12 protein-coding genes are annotated in these 16,051 nt (G+C 62.4%); 1 reads left to right on the top strand and 11 read right to left on the bottom strand.

What is annotated here, in order from left to right; genetic code table 11:
• Window positions 1–10 precede the first annotated feature (10 nt).
• From FA94_RS19895 to FA94_RS19845, 11 genes are all read right to left on the bottom strand, one after another.
• Window positions 11–1,795 (bottom strand): branched-chain amino acid ABC transporter ATP-binding protein/permease, encoded by a 1,785-nt coding sequence (locus FA94_RS19895; RefSeq protein ID WP_051980646.1) that lies wholly within the window; start codon window positions 1,793–1,795, stop codon window positions 11–13.
• A gap of 4 nt (window positions 1,796–1,799) precedes the next feature.
• Window positions 1,800–2,855 carry a branched-chain amino acid ABC transporter permease gene (locus FA94_RS19890; RefSeq protein ID WP_035554337.1) on the bottom strand — a complete coding sequence of 352 codons (1,056 nt, stop codon included), beginning with the start codon at window positions 2,853–2,855 and terminating at the stop codon, window positions 1,800–1,802.
• A 199-nt stretch (window positions 2,856–3,054) separates the two neighbouring features.
• Complete coding sequence (locus FA94_RS19885) at window positions 3,055–4,215, bottom strand: ABC transporter substrate-binding protein (protein WP_035554335.1); 1,161 nt, start codon at window positions 4,213–4,215, stop codon at window positions 3,055–3,057.
• A gap of 435 nt (window positions 4,216–4,650) precedes the next feature.
• A complete protein-coding gene (locus tag FA94_RS19880; protein WP_035554334.1) occupies window positions 4,651–5,817 on the bottom strand; it encodes an ABC transporter substrate-binding protein in 1,167 nt (388 codons plus the stop codon).
• 531 nt (window positions 5,818–6,348) lie between these two features.
• Window positions 6,349–7,320 (bottom strand): branched-chain amino acid ABC transporter permease, encoded by a 972-nt coding sequence (locus FA94_RS19875; RefSeq protein ID WP_035554331.1) that lies wholly within the window; start codon window positions 7,318–7,320, stop codon window positions 6,349–6,351.
• Window positions 7,320–8,204, bottom strand: coding sequence for a branched-chain amino acid ABC transporter permease (locus tag FA94_RS19870; RefSeq protein WP_035554329.1), 885 nt, complete (start codon window positions 8,202–8,204; stop codon window positions 7,320–7,322). The genes FA94_RS19875 and FA94_RS19870 overlap by 1 nt, the downstream gene beginning before the upstream one ends.
• 168 nt (window positions 8,205–8,372) lie before the next feature.
• Window positions 8,373–9,587 carry an ABC transporter substrate-binding protein gene (locus FA94_RS19865; protein ID WP_035554327.1) on the bottom strand — a complete coding sequence of 405 codons (1,215 nt, stop codon included), beginning with the start codon at window positions 9,585–9,587 and terminating at the stop codon, window positions 8,373–8,375.
• A 51-nt stretch (window positions 9,588–9,638) separates the two neighbouring features.
• Window positions 9,639–10,397, bottom strand: coding sequence for an ABC transporter ATP-binding protein (locus FA94_RS19860; RefSeq protein WP_035554325.1), 759 nt, complete (start codon window positions 10,395–10,397; stop codon window positions 9,639–9,641).
• The gene (locus FA94_RS19855; protein WP_035554323.1) at window positions 10,394–11,173 is read right to left on the bottom strand and encodes an ABC transporter ATP-binding protein; all 780 of its coding nucleotides are present in this window, start codon (window positions 11,171–11,173) and stop codon (window positions 10,394–10,396) included. Before FA94_RS19855 ends, FA94_RS19860 begins: the two co-directional genes overlap by 4 nt.
• Before the next feature lie 313 nt (window positions 11,174–11,486).
• Complete coding sequence (locus FA94_RS19850; protein ID WP_035554321.1) at window positions 11,487–13,205, bottom strand: GMC family oxidoreductase; 1,719 nt, start codon at window positions 13,203–13,205, stop codon at window positions 11,487–11,489.
• A 147-nt stretch (window positions 13,206–13,352) separates the two neighbouring features.
• Complete coding sequence (locus tag FA94_RS19845) at window positions 13,353–14,891, bottom strand: CoA-acylating methylmalonate-semialdehyde dehydrogenase (protein ID WP_035554320.1); 1,539 nt, start codon at window positions 14,889–14,891, stop codon at window positions 13,353–13,355.
• A 155-nt stretch (window positions 14,892–15,046) separates the two neighbouring features.
• Here FA94_RS19845 and FA94_RS19840 point away from each other — a divergent pair, with 155 nt between their 5' ends.
• Complete coding sequence (locus FA94_RS19840; protein ID WP_035554318.1) at window positions 15,047–15,946, top strand: LysR family transcriptional regulator; 900 nt, start codon at window positions 15,047–15,049, stop codon at window positions 15,944–15,946.
• Window positions 15,947–16,051 lie beyond the last annotated feature (105 nt).

Genomic DNA, 16,051 nt, shown 5'->3' with positions numbered 1-16,051 from the left:
GTGTTTTCCATCACTCCACCCCACCCAGATAAGCTTCAAGCACGGCCGGGTCTTGCTGGACTTCCTGTGGCAAACCTTCCGCGATCCGCGTGCCGAACTCCATCACCACCAGACGATCGGTGAGATTCATCACAAAATCCATATCGTGCTCGACCAGCAGCACACTCATGCCCTCGGCCTTCAGCCGGCGCAGCAGGTCGGCGAGTTGCAGCTTTTCCTGATAACGCAGCCCGGCCGCCGGCTCGTCCAGCAGCAGCAAGGTCGGGTCGCAGCACAACGCGCGGGCGATTTCCAGAATCCGCTGCTGCCCCAACGCCAGGCTGCCCGCCTCGTCGTACATATGCTGCTCGAGCCCGACCCGGCGGATCTGACGCGCGGCCTCCGCCATCAAGCGCGCTTCTTCCGCGCCGTTCAAGCGTGCGATGCTGCGCCAGACGCCCGCCTGACCGCGCAGATGCGCGCCGATCGCGACGTTCTCCAGCACCGTCATCCCCGGCAGCAGCTTGACGTGCTGGAAAGTGCGGCCGATCCCGCGCTTGACGATTTCACGTGAACTCAGCGAATCGATGCGCTCGCCGCGGAACGTGATCTCGCCGCTGGTGGCTTGCAGCACGCCGGTCACGAGATTGAACGTCGTCGACTTGCCCGCACCGTTCGGGCCGATCAACCCGATGATCTGCCCCGCTTTGACCTCGAAACTGACGTCGTTCACCGCGACCAGACCGCCGAACTGCTTGCGTGCCTTGTTCACCGTCAGCAGGTTTTCACCCGCCGTCGGTTTGCTGCGTTGCGGCAACGGCTCCGCATGTTCCGCCAGATGCGCACGCGGCCCGCGTGGGAAAAAGCGCGCGACGAACGGCCAGACGCCTTGTCGAGCGTATTGCAGCAACAGCACCATCAGGATGCCGAACACGATCACTTCGAAGTTGCCGTTTTCGCCGAGCAGCTTCGGCAGCAGGGTTTGCAGATAGTCCTGCAACACGGTCAGGATCGCCGCGCCGAGCACCGCGCCCCATACGTGCGACACGCCCCCCACCACGGCCATGAACAGAAACTCGATGCCGTGATTCAAACCGAACGGCGTCGGATTCACCGCGCGTTGCAGGTGGGCGTACAGAAAGCCCGAGATCGACGCCAGCACCGCCGCGTAGACGAAAATCACCACGCGCATCCAGGCCGTATTGACGCCCATCGCCTCGGCCATCATGCCGCCGCCGCGCAACGCGCGAATCGCCCGCCCCGGCCGGCTATTAAGCAGATTTTGAACAGAGATCACCGCGCCGAGCACGACGACCCAGATCAGGTAATAGATATGGCGGCCGGACTCCAGGTTGATGCCAAAAACATTCAGCACCGGAATCCCGTTGATGCCGTCGTACTTGCCGAGCATGTCCAGATTGCCGAACAGGTAGAACAGCGCCAGGCCCCACGCAATCGTACCGAGCGGCAGAAAGTGCCCGGACAGACGCATCGTCACCAGACCCAGCATCAGCGCGATCAGCGCCGTCACGATCACACCCGCGATCAACGCGAGCCACGGCGACACGCCATACGTGGTCGTCAGATAGGCGGTTGCATAGGCGCCGATCCCGACGAACGCCGCCTGCCCGAAACTCGTCATGCCGCCGATACCGGTCAGCAGCACGAGGCCGATCGCGACGATCGAATACAGACCGATGTAGTTGAGCAGCGTCACCCAGTACTCGGGCACGTGAATCGGATGCGGCAACACCGGCAGCGCGAACAGCACCACGAGGAACAACCAGAAGAACTTGTTTTGCATGATCCGTTTCATCGCGTCACTCCTCGTCCTCTTCGCTGTGCGGGCTGGCCAGACTTCGCCAGAGCAGCACCGGGATGATCAGTGTGAACACGATCACTTCCTTATAAGCACTCGCCCAGAACGACGAATACGATTCCAGCAAGCCGACCAGGATCGCGCCGGCAGCGGCCAGCGGATAGCTGACGAGTCCGCCGATAATCGCGCCCACGAAGCCCTTCAGACCCATCAGGAAGCCCGAGTCGTAGTAGATGGTGGTCAAGGGCGCAACCAGGATGCCGCACAGCGCACCGAGCCCCGCAGCCAGCGTGAACGCGAGGCGCCCCGCCTGCGTCGTGCCGATGCCGACGAGCCGCGCGCCGAGCCGGTTTACCGACGTCGCGCGCAAGGCCTTACCCGAGATCGTGCGGTCGAAGTACAGATACAGCGCCCCGATCAACACCGCCGCGGTGCCGATCACCCACAAGCTCTGTCCGGAGATCGACAGACTGCCCAGGTTGTACGTCGCGTCGGAAAACGCCGTGGTCCGCGAGCCTTCCGCGCCGAACATCACGAGCCCGACGCCGACCATCGCGAAGTGCACCGCCACCGCCACGATCAACAGCAGCAGCGTGCTCGCCTCCGCGATCGGCTCATACGCCAACCGGTAGACGAACGGTCCCATCGGAATCACGATCAGCAGCGTCAACGCGATCTGCGCGATCATCGGCAGCGGATGCAGGAAAAGACCTTGCGTCACCGCGTACACCGCGATCGGGAACAGCAGATATTTGCTGACCAGCGTCACCAGCGTGCGCGCCGCGTGCCGACGTCGCTCGGCATGCCGCACGAGACCCGCGACTTCGACGACGAAACACGCCGCGCCCATCGCCATCAGCAGCCAGCAGGTGGCCGGAAATTTTTGTGTCTGCAACGCGGCGAGCGTGAGCGCGCCGTACGAAACAAACTCCCCCTGCGGGATAAAAATCACCCGCGTCACGGAGAACACCAGCACCAGCGCAAGCGCGAGCAGCGCGTAGATCGCGCCGGTGGTGATGCCGTCCTGCGCGAGGATCGCCGCAATTGATAGATCCATACTTCCTCGTCCTGAAGCGTCGAAATCGAAACCGGGAAACAGTCGTGGCGGCACCGTAGCGGCCAGCGACCTGCAAGTCTGAAAAGGCGACCGCCGCGCCGGGACACGGCGCGGCGGTCGATACCATTCTCATCGACCAGAATGGCAATGCGGCGTCATAGGCCGCACATTGCGCGAGAGGCGCGTACCGCTTTTGTTATTAGTCGTTCTGCAGCTTCCACTTGCCGTCGACGATCTCCACGATCACGCGTGCGCGCTTGTCGAGGCCGTTGTGGTCGGTCGGCGTGGTGTTCATGATGCCGTGCGACACCGGCAGTTCCTTGATGTTTTCCAGCGCGCCGCGCAGTGCCACGCGGAACGCTTCCGTGCCCGGCTGAGCGGTCTTCAACGCGACCGGAATCGCCGCTTGCAGCATCTGGCCGGCGTCCCAGGCGTGACCGCCGAAGGTTGCCACCGACCCCGCGCCATAGGCCTTCTCGTAAGCCGTCTTATAAGCTTCCGACGACTTCTTCACCGGATTCGAATCCGGCAACTGATCGGCAACCAGGATCGGGCCGGCCGGCAGGAATTCGCCTTCGCAATCCTTGCCGCACACGCGCAGGAAGTCGTTGTTGGCGACGCCGTGCGTCTGATAGACCTTGCCCTTGTAGCCGCGCTCCTTGAGCGTCTTGGCCGGCAGCGCCGACGGCGTGCCCGCGCCCGCGATCAGCACCGCGTCCGGGTTCGCGCCCATGGTCTTCAGCACCTGACCGGTCACCGACGCATCGGTACGGTTAAAGCGCTCGTTGGAGACGATCTTCAGATGGTGTGCCGCGGCGGCCGCCGTGAAGACGTTGTTCCAACCGTCGCCATACGCGTCCGCGAAGCCGATGAAACCCACCGTCTTCACGCCGTGACGTTCCATATAGTCGGCGATCGCGTCGGCCATCAGGCTATCGTTTTGCGGCGGTTTGAAGGCCCACGCGCGCTTCGCGTCCATCGGCGAAATGATCGCCGCCGACGCCGCCAGCGAGATCACCGGCGTCTTGCCTTCCGCAGCGGGATCGAGCATGGCGAGCGAGTTCGGCGTGACGGTCGAGCCGATGATGGCGTCGACGTGGTCTTCGTCGATCAGCTTGCGCGTGTTCTGCACGGCTTTGCCGGTGTCGGACGCGTCATCCAGAACGATGTACTGCACCGTCTTGCCGCCGATCTCCTTGGGCAGCAGCGCGATCGTGTTCTTCTCGGGAATGCCGAGCGATGCAGCCGGCCCCGTGGTGGACAGCGTCACGCCGATTTTCACCTGCGCGAACGCGGCGCCCGCGCCGCACATGAGCGCCATCGCGATGCCGGTACGTACCCATTGATTTGTCTTTTTCATTGCCAGTCTCCAAACGCTTTGAAGCGCGTATCTGTAATCCGGCTCACGGGCCGGGTGTCTGAATCTAGTTATAGGGTTCGGGCATGCCAAGCATGGTTTTCCCTGCTCGACGCGAGTTGCCTCCCCCGTTGGTGCCACTTCCCTGCTGCGTGCCACGACTGCGGACTGCTGCGATTCCCATGCTGATTTTCTCGCGATCTTCGTCGCGATTTAGTGCTGCGATTTGTCGCGAGCAAAACACTAACATGTTAGTAGTATTGCGTTCTGCATCATCGACGGTCAAGCGGCTGCGGGCCCAATACGGGTTTGTCCTGAAGCCGCGACACCACACTTTTTCACGCGACGTCGCGCGACTTCACGTGAAACGGCCAATAAAAAAGACGCGTCAACTGCACGCGTCTTTTTGAATGGGGTTCCGTATCGCTTCGCCCTCGCTCAGTCGCCGGCCAACTTCCACTTGCCGCCGACAATCTCCACCATCACGCGCGCCCGCTGGTCGAGGCCAGAGTGGTCGTTTGCGCTCATGTTGAAGATGCCGTGCGACGCGGGCATGTCTTTCGTGCTTTCAAGCGCCGCACGCAGCGCCTCGCGGAACGCGGGCGTGCCCGGCTGTCCCTTCTTCAGCGCCAGCGGAATCGCGCGTTGCAGCAGCGAACCGGCGTCCCACGCGTGGCCGCCGAAGGTCGACACCGAGCCGACACCGTAAGCGGTTTCATAGGCGCGTTTATAGGTCAGCGCCGTCTTCTTCACCGGATTCGAATCGGGCAACTGATCGGCGACCAGCAACGGGCCAGCGGGCAGATACGTGCCTTCGCAATCCTTGCCGCACACGCGCAGGAAGTCGTTATTCGCGACGCCGTGCGTCTGATAGTACTTGCCCTTGTACCCGCGTTCCTTGAGGGTTTTCTGCGGCAACGCGGCCGGCGTACCCGCCCCCGCGATCAGCACCGCGTCCGGGTTCTGCGACATGATCTTCAGCACCTGCCCGGTCACCGACGCGTCGCTGCGCGCGAAGCGTTCGTTCGCGACGATCTTGATTTTGACGAGTTCGGCGGCTTTGCCGAATTCCTTGAACCAGCTCTCGCCGTAAGCGTCGGAGAAGCCGATGAACGCGACCGTCTTCACGCCATGATTCGACATGTGCTGCGCGATCGCGGTGGCCATCAGGATATCGTTCTGCGGCGTCTTGAAGACCCACGCGCGCTTTGCGTCCATCGGCTCGACGATGCTCGCCGCGGCCGCCATGGAGATCATTGGCGTGGTGCTTTCAGCGGCGACGTCGATCATGGCGAGCGAATTCGGCACGACGGTCGAACCGATCAGCGCGTCGACGTGGTCTTCGCTGGTGAGCTTGCGGGCGTTCTTGACCGCCTGGGTCGAGTCGGTCGCGTCGTCGAGCACGATGTAATCGATTTTCTGGCCGGCTACCTCTTTAGGCAGCAGCGCGATCGTGTTTTTCTCCGGAATACCGAGTGACGCAGCCGGGCCGGTTGCCGATACCGTCACGCCGATTTTCACGTCCGCGAATGCAATACCGCTCCATGCTGCGGATACCCCGGTGGCGACTAATGCCGCGCTTATCCAACGCAATGCCGACTTCATCCCGCTCCTCTGTCTACCCCGTTATTCATTTGACGTTAAATCCGCGAATTCCATTCTGCGGATTTAATCCCGACCCAGCGGTCGGTGAATAGCGAGTGTAGCGGAGCGCAGCCCCGCGCTGCAAGCGTTTTGCAGGGAAACGGCGTGCGGAAATGGAATGGCTAAGGGAATAAAAAAGGGCCGGGAAATTGGCACGCAATTGGTGTCGTGCCATTCCGAAAGCACAAATAAAAAGCGCTGCTGGATATCAATCCAACAGCGCTTTCGTCTGGGCACTGAGTGCCTCATTGTCTCCTCGTTCTCCACCTGCAAAATTCGTGGTGCATCAGAACTGCATGAAGATTAAACGAGCACATGGTGTACTACAACTAGCAATTACCCTAGTGGTGCACTGCCGCACTGAATTGGGGCGCATTTGCGCGGGTTTGGCCGCTTGCGTCGAATGGCTGGCGGACTTCAACGCCCGCCTCGCCATTTCAACTGCCTGCGGATTATATCGGATGCCGAAGCAGTTACGCAGACCAATCGGAATCACGCGCGCAACGGCCGCACTCGCGCGACGATCTCGCCCACAATCCCGCGCCGGAACGCCAGCACGCACGCGATGAAAATCAAACCGGTGACAATCGTGACCGACTCGCCCAGCGAGCGGAACCAGTCGATGCCCGTCGACGACGCGAGCGCCGTGCCGATGTCGCCGAGACGATCTTCCAGCGCCACGATCAACGCCGCGCCGAGCAGCGGCCCGAACAGCGTGCCCATGCCGCCGACCAGCGTCATCAGGATCACGAGGCCGGACATGGTCCAGTACGCGTCGCTCAAGGTTTCGAAGCCCTGCACCAGCACTTTCAGCGAACCGGCGAGACCCGCGAGACCCGCCGACAGAACGAACGCGAGCAGCTTGAATCGATCCGTGTCGTAGCCGAGCGAGATCGCGCGTGGTTCGTTTTCCTTGATCGCGACCAGCACCTGACCGAACGGCGAATGCACGATCCGCACAATCAGCAGGAAGGCCAGCACCATGACAGCGAGCACGACGAAGTACAACGTCACGTCGGACGAAAGATCCAGCAGGCCGAACAGCTTGCCGCGCGGCACGCCTTGCAGACCGTCCTCGCCATGCGTGAACGGCGCCTGCAGGAACACGAAGTAGACCATCTGCGCGAGCGCCAGCGTGACCATCGCGAAGTAGATGCCTTGACGGCGAATCGCGAAAAGTCCGACCACGAAACCGAGCAAGGTGGCCGCCGCGGTGCCCGCGAGCACGCCAAGCTCCGGCGAGAAGCCGAGCGTCTGCATCGCGTACCCCGTCACATAGCCGGCCGAGCCGAGGAACATCGCGTGGCCGAACGACAGCAAACCGGTGTACCCGATCAGCAGATTGAACGCCGCCGCGAACAGCGCGAAACACAGCACCTTCATCACGAACAGCGGATAGATGCCGAGCACCGGCACGGCGAGAAGCACGATCAGCAGCAGACCGTAGAGCATTTTTCTCTGCATCATTTTTCCTTGCCGAAGAGACCCGCCGGTCGCACCAGCAACACGAGCGCCATGATCACGAAGACGACGGTCGCCGACGCTTCCGGGTAAAACACGCGCGTCAGTCCTTCGATCACGCCGAGCATCAGGCCGGTGAGAATCGAGCCCATGATCGAGCCCATGCCGCCGATCACGACCACCGCGAACACGGTGATGATCATCGGCTGGCCCATCAACGGCGAAACCTGAATGACCGGCGCGGCGAGCACACCCGCGAACGCCGCCAGCGCGACGCCGAAGCCGTAGGTGAGCGTGACCATCAGCGGCACGTTGATACCGAACGCTTCCACCAGCTTCGGGTTCTCCGTGCCCGCGCGCAGATAGGCGCCCAGCCGCGTCTTCTCGATCACGAACCACGTCGCGAAGCAGACGGAGAGCGAGGCCACCACGACCCACGCGCGATAGTTCGGCAGGAACATGAAGCCGAGGTTGGTCGCGCCGGACAATGCCGACGGCACGTCGTACGGCTGGCCGGACGAACCGTAAATAGAGCGGAACACACCTTCGACCACCAGCGTCAGACCGAAGGTCAGCAACAACCCATACACGTGATCGAGTTTGTAGAGCCAGCGCAGCATGGTGCGTTCGATCGCGATGCCGAACAGCCCAACGATCAGCGGCGCGAGCACCAGCATCACCCAGTACGGCAGGCCGAAATACGAAAAGCCCATCCACGCGAGCATTGCGCCGAGCATGAACAACGCGCCGTGCGCGAAGTTGATCACGTTGAGCAAGCCGAAGATCACCGCGAGCCCGAGACTCAGAATCGCGTAGAACGAGCCGTTCACGAGCCCCAGCAGCAGCTGGCTCAGCATCGCCGGTAGCGGAATGCCAAAGATTTCCATTGAAGCCTTAACCCCTGAAGCTATCGCCAAGGTGAGATCGGTGACGCACGATCCGGCCGGCGCGCGTTTCGGCGGCAATAACGCCGAAACGCGCGCGGCATGTGAAACGGTTTGCGGTCTGCGGACAGACGACTAGCAGACCTTCAGCGTCGGGCCCTCAGCCCGCGCTTACTTCCACAACGCGCAGCGCGTTTGCGCCTTGGTCGTGAACGCCTGCTCGCCCGGGATCGTCGCCATGATCTTGTAGTAGTCCCACGGCTCTTTGGACTCGGCCGGCGTCTTCACCTGCATCAGGTACATGTCGTGGATCATGCTGCCGTCCTGACGGATGTAGCCCTTCGCGTAGAAGTCGTCGATCTTGGTCTTGCGCAGTTGCGCCATCACCTTGTCGGTGTCGGTCGAACCGACTGCCTTCACCGCGTTCAGGTAGGTCATGGTCGCGGAGTAGTCGGCGGCCTGCAGGCTCGACGGCATCTTCTTCGTCTTCTCGAAGTAGCGCTGCGCCCACTTGCGCGTGGTGGCGTCCTTGTTCCAGTACCAGCTATCCGTCAGCACCAGACCTTGCGTGGTTTCCAGACCAAGGCTGTGTACGTCGTCGATGAACATCAGCAGCGCGGCCAGCTTCATCGTCTTGGTCAGGCCGAATTCCTTCGCGGCCTTGATCGAGTTGACCGTATCGCCCCCCGCATTCGCGAGGCCGAGAATCTGCGCCTTCGATGCTTGCGCCTGCAACAGGAACGACGAGAAGTCCGACGCCGACAGCGGCGCACGCACGGCGCCCAGCACCTGGCCGCCGTTCGCCTTCACCACGTCCGAGGTCGCTTTTTCCAGCGCCTTGCCGAACGCGTAGTCGGCGGTCAGGAAGTACCACGTCTTGCCGCCCTGCTTCGTCACCGCCGAACCCGTGCCGTTGGCGAGCGCGGTCGTGTCGTACGCGTAGTGGATCGTGTACGGCGTGCATTGCTCGTTGGTCAGCGTATCGGCGCCCGCACCGATGTTGATGTAGACCTTGTGCTTCTCGCCCGCGACCGTGTTCATCGACAGACCCGTTGCCGAGTTCGTGCCGCCGATCAGCATGTCGACGCCGTCGCGGTCGAACCATTCGCGCGCGCGCGATGCGGCGATGTCCGCCTTGTTCTGGTGATCCGCGTAGACCAGCGTGATCGGCTTGCCGTTGACCTTGCCGCCGAAGTCCGCGATCGCCATACGGATCGCTTCGAGTCCGCCCGGGCCGTCGATATCCGCATACAGCCCCGACAGATCGGTGATGTAGCCGATCTTCACCGCGTCGTCAGCCGCTTGCGCGCTGCCCATTGTCAGAGCGGCGCCGGCGGCGACCGCGAAGCAAAGGGTGGCGAGTCGCGCGAGTGGGTTCTTTTTCATTCCTGTCTCCTGTTTCTTCACTTGTGGTTATCAGAGGCAATCGGGCGGCTTTTATACGCCCAGTAGATCGTGCAGCACCGGCATCTTGCTTTCGAGTTCACCCGCCCCGAAGTGCTCGACGATCGTGCCGTGCTCCATCACATAGAAGCGATCGGCAAGCGGCGCGGCAAAGCGGAAATTCTGTTCGACCATCACGACCGTATAGCCCCGCTCTTTCAGCGTGATGATCATGCGTGCCAGCGCCTGCACGATGACCGGCGCCAGCCCTTCCGAGATCTCGTCGAGCAGCAACAGACTCGCGCCGGTGCGCAGAATGCGCGCGACCGCCAGCATCTGCTGCTCGCCGCCCGAGAGCCGCGTGCCCTGGCTCATGCGGCGTTCCTGCAGATTCGGGAACATCGAATAGATTTCGTCGAGCGACATCATGTGCGCTTTGTCGCCGACGGGCGGCGGCAGCAGCAGATTTTCCTCGCACGAAAGGCTCGAGAAAATCCCGCGCTCTTCGGGGCAGTAACCAATGCCGCAGTGCGCGATGCGATGCGTGGGCATGTTGATGGTTTCGCGACCGCCGATCCGGATCGAGCCCGTGCGCCGGCCCGTCAAACCCATGATCGCGCGCAGCGTGGTAGTGCGGCCCGCGCCATTGCGGCCGAGCAGCGTGACGACTTCGCCGCGATTCACCGTCAGATCGACGCCATGCAGAATGTGCGACTCGCCATACCACGCCTGCAAACCCGCAATCTCCAGCGCGGGCACGGCGTCCGCGGTGCCGCTTACTTCGAGGCTTTCGCGCTCGGCAATCGTATTCATGCGTGGGCTCCGGCGAGCGCCGCGTCGGCGCTGCCCATGTAGGCTTGCATCACGAGCGGGTTCTTCGACACTTCGGCGTAGCTGCCTTCGGCGAGCACTTCGCCTCGTTGCAGCACGGTGATCGTGTCGGAGATGCCGGCGATCACGTTCATGTTGTGTTCGACCATCAGGATCGTGCGGCCGCTCGAGACTTTCTTGATCAACGCCGTGACACGATCCACATCTTCGTGACCCATGCCTTGCGTCGGTTCGTCGAGCAGCATCAGCTCCGGTTCCATCGCGAGCGTGGTGGCGATTTCCAGCGCGCGTTTGCGGCCGTAGGAAAGTTCGACCGTCATGACATCGGCGAAATCGGTCAGGCCGACCTGGGTGAGCAGATCCATCGCGCGATCGTCGAGCTGGCGCAGCGTGCGCTCGCTTTTCCAGAAGTGAAATGCCGTGCCAAGCTGGCGCTGCAAACCGATGCGCACATTCTGCAATGCTGTCAGATGCGGGAACACCGCGGAAATCTGGAATGAACGGATGATGCCGCGCCGCGCGATCTGCGCAGGGCGTTCGCCGGTAATGTCGATACCGTTAAAGACGATTTGACCCGCGGTCGGTTCGAGGAACTTGGTGAGCAGATTGAAGCAGGTGGTCTTGCCTGCCCCATTGGGACCAATCAGCGCATGGATCGAGCCACGGCGCACGCGCAGGTTCACCCCGTTCACGGCAATGAAGCCTTTGAACTCACGGGTGAGGCCGCGCGTTTCGAGAATCGTATCGCCGAGAATCATGTTCCCTTCCATACGGAGTAAGGCGAAGCACTACGATCTTACGCGCGAAGTTTTGCGCGACTTGTTATGACGGCGGCACCCCATGCCGCTCGTTGGCGTACTGCACCAATCCGGACGGTAATCCATGGCGCGGCACGCAGCATGGCTGCCATTGTCGCGCCAATGATGCAGCGCATTCATTGGGATTTGCACTTAGTGGATGACGTCGGTCTGCCGCGCGGAACGTGCCGGCGCGCCTAACAGCGGACGCACGCAGGCCGCCCGGCCTACGCGTGGCAGGCGGCGGGCGGCCCATGCAATCAACGTGCCGCTGTCACACAGCCGACATCGACGCGCCCGCCATGCCTTGCGCCTCGCGACTGCCGGCCACGCGGGCGCGGCGGTCTTCGCGAATCATCTCGCTGGCGCGCTCGGCGATCATCAGCGTGGGCGAGTTGGTGTTGCCCGACGTGATGACTGGCATGACCGATGCGTCGACCACCCGCAAGCCGTCAACACCGATAACACGTAGGCGGTTATCGACTACGGCGGCCGGGTCGTCGGTCGTGCCCATGCGGCAGGTGCCGACCGGATGGAAGATCGTCGTGCCGACCGCACCGGCGGCCTGCTGAAGTTCTTCTTCGGTTTGATACTGGATGCCCGGCAAAATCTCCCGTGGCTGATAGCGGGCCAAAGCGGGCGCGGCGGCGATCCGTCGCGTGAGACGCAGTGCGTTGGCGGCGACGTGACGGTCGTAGTCGGTGGAGAGATAGTTCGGTGCGATCAGCGGCGGCGCTGACGCATCCGCGGACTCGATATGAATGCTGCCGCGCGACGTGGGCCGCAACTGACACACCGACGCCGTGAATGCATTGAAGCGATGCAGCGGTTCGCCGAAGCGATCGAGCGACAGCGGCTGCACGTGATATTCGAGGTCGGGCCGCGTGAGCGAGCGATCGTGCGGATCGGACCTGGCGAACGCGCCGAGTTGCGACGGCGACATCGACATTGGCCCGCTTTGAAACAGCGCGTACTGCATGCCGATCATCAGCTTGCCCCACCAATGCGCGGACGCCGTGTTGAGCGTGCGCACGCCGTCGACCCGATAGGCCATGCGCAATTGCAAATGGTCCTGCAGATTTTCGCCGACGCCACGCAGATCGTTGACGACATCGATACCCAGATTCTGCAGACGCGCGCCGTTGCCGATGCCGGACAGTTCGAGCAATTGCGGCGAGTTCACCGCGCCCGAACTGAGGATCACTTCGCAGCGCGCTTTGGCGAGATAGTCGGTGTTGTCGCCGCGATATTCGACACCGCTGCAACGGCGCCCTTCGAACACGACACGCTGTGTCTGCGCGCCGGTGATGACGGTGAGATTCGGTCGTCTGAGCGCCGGACGCAAAAACGCTTTCGACGCATTCCAGCGAATGCCGCGTTTCTGATTGACGTCGAAATAGCCGACGCCGGTGTTGTCGCCGCGATTGAAATCGTCGGTGGCGGGAATGCCGGTTTGCTGCGCGGCCTGCGAAAACTCTTCGAGAATTTTCCATTTGAGGCGCTGCTTTTCGACGCGCCATGGGCCGCCCGCGCCATGCGATTCATTCGCGCCGGCGTGATGATCTTCGCTGCGTTTGAAGACCGGCAGCACCCCGTTCCAGGACCATGACGAGTCGTTGGTGACGCGCGCCCATTCGTCGTAGTCTTCGCGCTGACCGCGCATGTAGATCATGCCGTTGATGGAAGAGCTGCCGCCGAGTACGCGCCCGCGTGGATACGACAACGCGCGTCCATTCAAGCCAGCCTCGGGCTGCGTTTTGTAAAGCCAATCGGTGCGTGGATTCCCGATGCAGTAGAGGTAGCCGACCGGCACATGAATCCAGTGATAGTCGTCTTTGCCGCCGGCCTCGAGCAGCAGAACCTGCACGTCCGGATCCGCGCTCAGTCGATTGGCCAGCACGCAACCCGCCGTCCCCGCACCCACGATGATGTAGTCGAATTCACCTTCCAGACGCCGGCCTTCCGATACGGCCTTGGTGTGCGTGTCGCTCATGGTCTAGTCTCCTAAGCTTCTCTGCCCGCAGACAGGCGATGCTTCCCTGCGCCTGCGGCGTCGGGCCGATTTTATTTGTTCGTTGCGCTTTCTTGCGTTGACCTTCGGGGCGCGATGGAACGCCGCACCGAAGGTCAACGCGTCACACTATTTCGCCACCGGCATCGTGAACTCGGCACCCTTCGCGATACTGTCGGGCCAGCGCTGCATGATGCTCTTGTAGCGCGTGTAAAACCGCACGCCTTCTTCACCATACGCGTGATGGTCGCCAAACAGGGACTTCTTCCAGCCGCCAAAAGAATGCCATGCCATCGGCACAGGAATCGGTACGTTGATGCCCACCATGCCGATCTGGATCTGTCTGGAGAACGCACGCGCGACGCCACCGTCGGACGTGAACAACGAGACACCGTTAGCAAATTCGTTGGCGTTGATGAGTTCTACCGCCGACGCAAAATCCGGCACGCGCACCACGCACAACACCGGCCCGAAAATCTCTTCGCGGTAGATCTTCATGTCGGTCGAAACATCGTCGAATAAGGTGCCGCCGAGGAAGAAGCCTTTCTCGTGTCCTTCGACCTGATGACCGCGTCCGTCGACCACGAGCTTCGCGCCCGCCGCGATACCCGCGTCGATATAGCCGACCACTTTGTCGCGATGCACGCCAGTCACCAACGGCCCCATCTCCGCTGCCGATTCCATGCCGTTGAGAATCTTCAGGCTCTTCACGCGCGGCGTGAGCCGTTCGATCAGTTCATCGGCGATATGCCCCACTGCGACCGCCACCGAAATCGCCATGCAACGCTCGCCGGCCGAACCGTACGCGGCGCCGATCAACGCATCGACAGCCTGGTCGAGATCGGCGTCCGGCATCACCACCAGATGATTCTTCGCTCCGCCCAACGCCTGCACGCGCTTGCCGTGCTTCGTGCCTTCCGTATAGATGTATTCGGCGATCGGCGTCGATCCGACGAACGACAACGCGCTCACGTCCGGATGCACGAGCAGCGCATCGACCGCGGTCTTGTCGCCGTGTACCACGTTGAATACGCCGTCCGGCAAACCGGCTTCTTTCAGCAACTCCGCGAGACGAATCGCGCACGACGGATCGCGTTCCGACGGCTTCAGCACGAAGGTGTTGCCGCACGCAATCGCGACGGGGAACATCCAGCACGGCACCATCATCGGAAAATTGAACGGCGTAATGCCGGCCACCACGCCCAACGGCTGACGCAAATTCCAGTTGTCGATGCCGCCGCCGATCTGATCGGTGAAGTCCGTCTTCAACAGATTCGGAATGCCGCACGCGAACTCGACGATCTCGATGCCGCGCATCACCTCGCCCTTCGCGTCGGAAAACACTTTGCCGTGCTCGCGCGTGATCAGTTCCGCGAGTTCGTCGTGGTGACGGTCGAGCAATTCCTTGAACTTGAACATCACGCGCGCGCGTTTGATCGGCGCGGTTTCGCTCCATGCGGGGAAAGCGGCCTTGGCGGCGGCAACCGCGGCGTCCACTTCGGCAACGCTCGCCAGCGGCACGCGCGCACTGACACTGCCGAGCGCGGGATTGAATACGTCGCCGAAACGGCCGCTCGTGCCCTCGACCGGCTTGCTATTGATGAAATGGGTCAGCGCGCGCGCCTGGGTTTCGCTGCGCGCAGCCGCGTCCTGATCTGTCTCGCTCATGGTTTTCCTCTTTCGGTGAAGTCTTCCGCCCCCCGTGTCCGCGCCGGTTCAAAGGCGTCGTGCGGGCGTGTCGAAGGGCAAGCGTACGGCGCTTCGGGGCAACAAATCCAATGAGTAATGCTCAATTGCGATATAAGGCACGCTAATATCAAGATATGGATCTGACTCTGCTACGGGCCTTTGTCACCGTTGCACGCGAGGGCAACCTCACGCGCGCGGCGGTGCAACTCCACCTGACCCAACCCGCCGTCAGCCTGCAAATCAAGCATTTGCAGGAGACGCTCGGCGTGACGTTGTTCACCCGCACCTCGCACGGGCTGTCGCTCACACGCGATGGCCAGGCCCTGCTGCCCCACGCCGAACGCGCACTCGGCGCGGCCAGCGATGTGCAGCGCGCGGCGCAGTCGCTGCGGCATGAAGTGCGCGGGCGCTTGCGGATCGGCACGATCCTCGACCCGGCGTTTCTGCGTCTGGGTGGCTTTCTCAAGCAGCTGGTGGAAACCTGGCCGCGCATCGAGACGGCGCTGCGTCATGGCATGTCGGGCTGGGTGCTGGAGCAGGTGCGCGCGGGCGAGCTGGATGTCGGCTATTACATCGGCCTGCCGTCAGAGGACGAACCGCGCGACGGTGCCGCCTTTCACGCCGTCACGTTGACGCAATTCCAGTATCGCGTGCTGGCGCCAGCCGGCTGGAAAGATCGCGTGAAAGGCGCGCGCGACTGGCGCTCGCTCGCCGCGCTACCGTGGATCTGGACGCCGCCCGCGTCCGCGCACAATCGGCTGTTGTCACGCTGCTTCGACGAGGCGGGCGTGAAACCGGTGAAGGTCGCGGAAGTGGATCAGGAGCCGTCGATGCTCGATCTGGTCAAGTCGGGCGTCGGTCTCACGCTCGCACGCGACGCCACCGCGATCGCCGAAGCACATGCGCACGCGTTGACCATCGTCGAAGGCGTGACGGTGCCGACGCAGCTCAGTTTCATCACGCTCGACGCACGCAAGGACGAGCCGGCGATTGCCGCGGCGTTGAAGTTGATCGAGCAGCAGTGGCTGACGTGATGGCGTGTTTGCGGCGTAGTGCGTAGGGGCTCTACGCGCTACGCAGCGATATGAGCTGTTCTCATGACAGCCGAGCCGCCTCGGTTGAGCGTGACCTCGTATCGA

The sequence above is a fragment of the Burkholderia sp. 9120 genome, assembly GCF_000745015.1.
Taxonomy (GTDB): domain Bacteria; phylum Pseudomonadota; class Gammaproteobacteria; order Burkholderiales; family Burkholderiaceae; genus Paraburkholderia.
The sequence above is the reverse complement of the archived record's forward strand: the minus strand, read 5'-3'. Positions and strand labels throughout refer to the sequence as shown.

Excerpts from the sequence above, each read along its gene's own strand:
- FA94_RS19850 (WP_035554321.1), bottom strand. The coding sequence starts at position 13,205 with ATGAGCGACACGCACACCAAGGCCGTATCGGAAGGCCGGCGTCTGGAA.
- FA94_RS19840 (WP_035554318.1), top strand. The coding sequence starts at position 15,047 with ATGGATCTGACTCTGCTACGGGCCTTTGTCACCGTTGCACGCGAGGGC.
- FA94_RS19890 (WP_035554337.1), bottom strand. The coding sequence starts at position 2,855 with ATGGATCTATCAATTGCGGCGATCCTCGCGCAGGACGGCATCACCACC.
- FA94_RS19885 (WP_035554335.1), bottom strand. The coding sequence starts at position 4,215 with ATGAAAAAGACAAATCAATGGGTACGTACCGGCATCGCGATGGCGCTC.
- FA94_RS19865 (WP_035554327.1), bottom strand. The coding sequence starts at position 9,587 with ATGAAAAAGAACCCACTCGCGCGACTCGCCACCCTTTGCTTCGCGGTC.
- FA94_RS19895 (WP_051980646.1), bottom strand. The coding sequence starts at position 1,795 with ATGAAACGGATCATGCAAAACAAGTTCTTCTGGTTGTTCCTCGTGGTG.
- FA94_RS19860 (WP_035554325.1), bottom strand. The coding sequence starts at position 10,397 with ATGAATACGATTGCCGAGCGCGAAAGCCTCGAAGTAAGCGGCACCGCG.
- FA94_RS19880 (WP_035554334.1), bottom strand. The coding sequence starts at position 5,817 with ATGAAGTCGGCATTGCGTTGGATAAGCGCGGCATTAGTCGCCACCGGG.
- FA94_RS19845 (WP_035554320.1), bottom strand. The coding sequence starts at position 14,891 with ATGAGCGAGACAGATCAGGACGCGGCTGCGCGCAGCGAAACCCAGGCG.
- FA94_RS19870 (WP_035554329.1), bottom strand. The coding sequence starts at position 8,204 with ATGGAAATCTTTGGCATTCCGCTACCGGCGATGCTGAGCCAGCTGCTG.
- FA94_RS19875 (WP_035554331.1), bottom strand. The coding sequence starts at position 7,320 with ATGCAGAGAAAAATGCTCTACGGTCTGCTGCTGATCGTGCTTCTCGCC.
- FA94_RS19855 (WP_035554323.1), bottom strand. The coding sequence starts at position 11,173 with ATGATTCTCGGCGATACGATTCTCGAAACGCGCGGCCTCACCCGTGAG.